The sequence below is a fragment of the Methylophaga muralis genome, assembly GCF_001720165.1.
GTDB classification, from domain to species: domain Bacteria; phylum Pseudomonadota; class Gammaproteobacteria; order Nitrosococcales; family Methylophagaceae; genus Methylophaga; species Methylophaga muralis.
This window is the reverse complement of the sequence record NZ_MCRI01000075.1, coordinates 1-3,198: the sequence shown is the minus strand read 5'-3', so window position 1 is coordinate 3,198 and position 3,198 is coordinate 1. Positions and strand designations below refer to the sequence as shown.

At 50.4% G+C, this 3,198-nt stretch carries 2 rRNA genes; both read right to left on the bottom strand.

From position 1 onward, the window contains the following. Positions 1-59 precede the first annotated feature (59 nt). Positions 60-174: ribosomal RNA gene (gene rrf / locus A9E74_RS13540) — 5S ribosomal RNA — on the bottom strand. 86 nt (positions 175-260) lie between these two features. Further along, positions 261-3,162 (bottom strand): 23S ribosomal RNA (locus tag A9E74_RS13535). Positions 3,163-3,198: the final 36 nt, after the last annotated feature.

The window sequence follows — 3,198 nt, the reverse complement described above, 5'->3', positions numbered from 1 at the left end:
AAACCTTCAAGACAAAAAAAAGGCCACCCCAATCGGAGTGGCCTTTTCTATTATATAAAGCCTGGCAGTGACCTACTTTCACATGGGAACTCCCACACTATCATCGGCGCTGAGCTGTTTCACTTCTGTGTTCGGGATGGGAACAGGTGGGACCAACTCGCTATGGCCGCCAGGCATAACTGGCTGCTTGCTTTTCAGGCAAGCTAATTCGGGAAGTAAAGGTTTTGTCGCTTATGCGCACCCAACTTACTTGGGGTTATATGGTCAAGCCTCACGGGCAATTAGTATTGGTTAGCTTCATACATTACTGCACTTCCACACCCAACCTATCAACGTAGTGGTCTTCTACGGCCCTTCAGGGACTTAAAGTCCAGGGAAATCTAATCTTGAGGGGGGCTTCCCGCTTAGATGCTTTCAGCGGTTATCCCGTCCGTACATAGCTACCGGGCAATGCCATTGGCATGACAACCCGAACACCAGGGGTACGTCCACTCCGGTCCTCTCGTACTAGGAGCAGCTCCTCTCAAATTTCCAACGCCCACGGCAGATAGGGACCGAACTGTCTCACGACGTTCTAAACCCAGCTCGCGTACCACTTTAAATGGCGAACAGCCATACCCTTGGGACCGGCTACAGCCCCAGGATGTGATGAGCCGACATCGAGGTGCCAAACACCGCCGTCGATGTGAACTCTTGGGCGGTATCAGCCTGTTATCCCCGGAGTACCTTTTATCCGTTGAGCGATGGCCCTTCCATTCAGAACCACCGGATCACTATGACCTACTTTCGTACCTGCTCGACGTGTCTGTCTCGCAGTCAAGCACACTTTTGCCATTGCACTAACCGTATGATGTCCGACCATACTTAGTGTACCTTCGTGCTCCTCCGTTACTCTTTGGGAGGAGACCGCCCCAGTCAAACTACCCACCATACACTGTCCCTAGTCCAGATAATGGACCGAGGTTAGAACTCCAAACATACCAGGCTGGTATTTCAAGATTGGCTCCACAAGAACTGGCGTTCTCGCTTCTATGCCTCCCAGCTATCCTACACAAGTAGGTTCAAAGTTCAGTGCAAAGCTGTAGTAAAGGTTCACGGGGTCTTTCCGTCTAGCCGCGGGTATACGGCATCTTAACCGCAATTTCAATTTCACTGAGTCTCGGGTGGAGACAGTGTGGCCATCGTTACGCCATTCGTGCAGGTCGGAACTTACCCGACAAGGAATTTCGCTACCTTAGGACCGTTATAGTTACGGCCGCCGTTTACCGGGGCTTCGATCAAGAGCTTCGTCCGAAAACTAACCCCATCAATTAACCTTCCGGCACCGGGCAGGCGTCACACCCTATACGTCCACTTTCGTGTTTGCAGAGTGCTGTGTTTTTAATAAACAGTCGCAGCCACCAGTTCACTGCAACCCCCGTCAGCTCCACGAGCAAGTCGCTTCACCTAATGAGGGCACACCTTCTCCCGAAGTTACGGTGCTATTTTGCCTAGTTCCTTCACCCGAGTTCTCTCAAGCGCCTTAGAATTCTCATCCCATCCACCTGTGTCGGTTTGGGGTACGGTCGCTTGTTACCTGAAGCTTAGAGACTTTTCCTGGAAGCATGGTGTCAATCACTTCATCCCCTACGGGACTCGTCATAATGCCTCAACTAAGCTCTACGGATTTTCCTATAAAGCACGTCTACACACTTAAACCAACTCTTCCAACCGTTGGCTGATCTAACCTTCTCCGTCATCCCATCGCAGTAACAACCGGTACGGGAATATTAACCCGTTTTCCATCGACTACGCATTTCTGCCTCGCCTTAGGGACCGACTCACCCTGCTCCGATTAGCGTTGAGCAGGAAACCTTGGATTTTCGGCGAGGGGGCCTCTCACCCCCTTTATCGTTACTCATGTCAGCATTCGCACTTGTGATATCTCCAGCAAGCTTCTCAACTCACCTTCACAGACTTACACAACGCTCCTCTACCATGCCACACAAAGTGTGGCATCCATAGCTTCGGTATATGGCTTAAGCCCCGGTACATCTTCCGCGCAGGCCGACTCGACTAGTGAGCTATTACGCTTTCTTTAAAGGGTGGCTGCTTCTAAGCCAACCTCCTAGCTGTCTGTGCCTTCCCACCTCGTTTTCCACTGAGCCATAATTTTGGGACCTTAGCTGATGGTCTGGGTTGTTTCCCTTTCCACGACGGACGTTATCACCCGCCGTGTGTCTCCCATGATTGCACTTCTTGGTATTCGGAGTTTGCATGGGGTTGGTAAGTCGGGATGACCCCCTAGCCCAAACAGTGCTCTACCCCCAAGAGTGATACATGAGGCGCTACCTAAATAGCTTTCGAGGAGAACCAGCTATCTCCTGGCTTGATTAGCCTTTCACTCCGATCCACAGTTCATCCCCGCATTTTTCAACATACGTGGGTTCGGCCCTCCAGTTAGTGTTACCCAACCTTCAGCCTGACCATGGATAGATCGCCAGGTTTCGGGTCTAATCCATGCAACTAGTCGCCCTATTAAGACTCGGTTTCCCTTCGCCTCCCCTATTCGGTTAAGCTCGCTACATAAATTAAGTCGCTGACCCATTATACAAAAGGTACGCAGTCACAGAACAAGTCTGCTCCTACTGCTTGTACGCACACGGTTTCAGGTTCTATTTCACTCCCCTAAACGGGGTTCTTTTCGCCTTTCCCTCACGGTACTAGTTCACTATCGGTCGATAAGGAGTATTTAGCCTTGGAGGATGGTCCCCCCATGTTCAGACAAGGTTTCTCGTGCCCCGCCCTACTTGTCGCAAGCTTAGTACCTTTAACGCTTTTTCGTGTACGGGGCTATCACCCTGTATCGCTAAGCTTTCCAGCTTGTTCCACTAAAACGTTAAATATTACTTGCAGGCTGTTTCCCGTTCGCTCGCCGCTACTAGGGAAATCTCGGTTGATTTCTTTTCCTCCGGCTACTTAGATGTTTCAGTTCGCCGGGTTCGCCTCGTTAAGCTATGTATTCACTTAACGATACATACCCTAAAGTATGTGGGTTGCCCCATTCGGATATCGTAGGCTCAAAGCTCGTTTATCAGCTCCCCTACGCTTTTCGCAGATTACTACGTCCTTCATCGCCTCTTATCGCCAAGGCATCCACCATGTGCGCTTATTCACTTGACCATATAACCCGAAATAAATTGAGTTATATGTATTTGC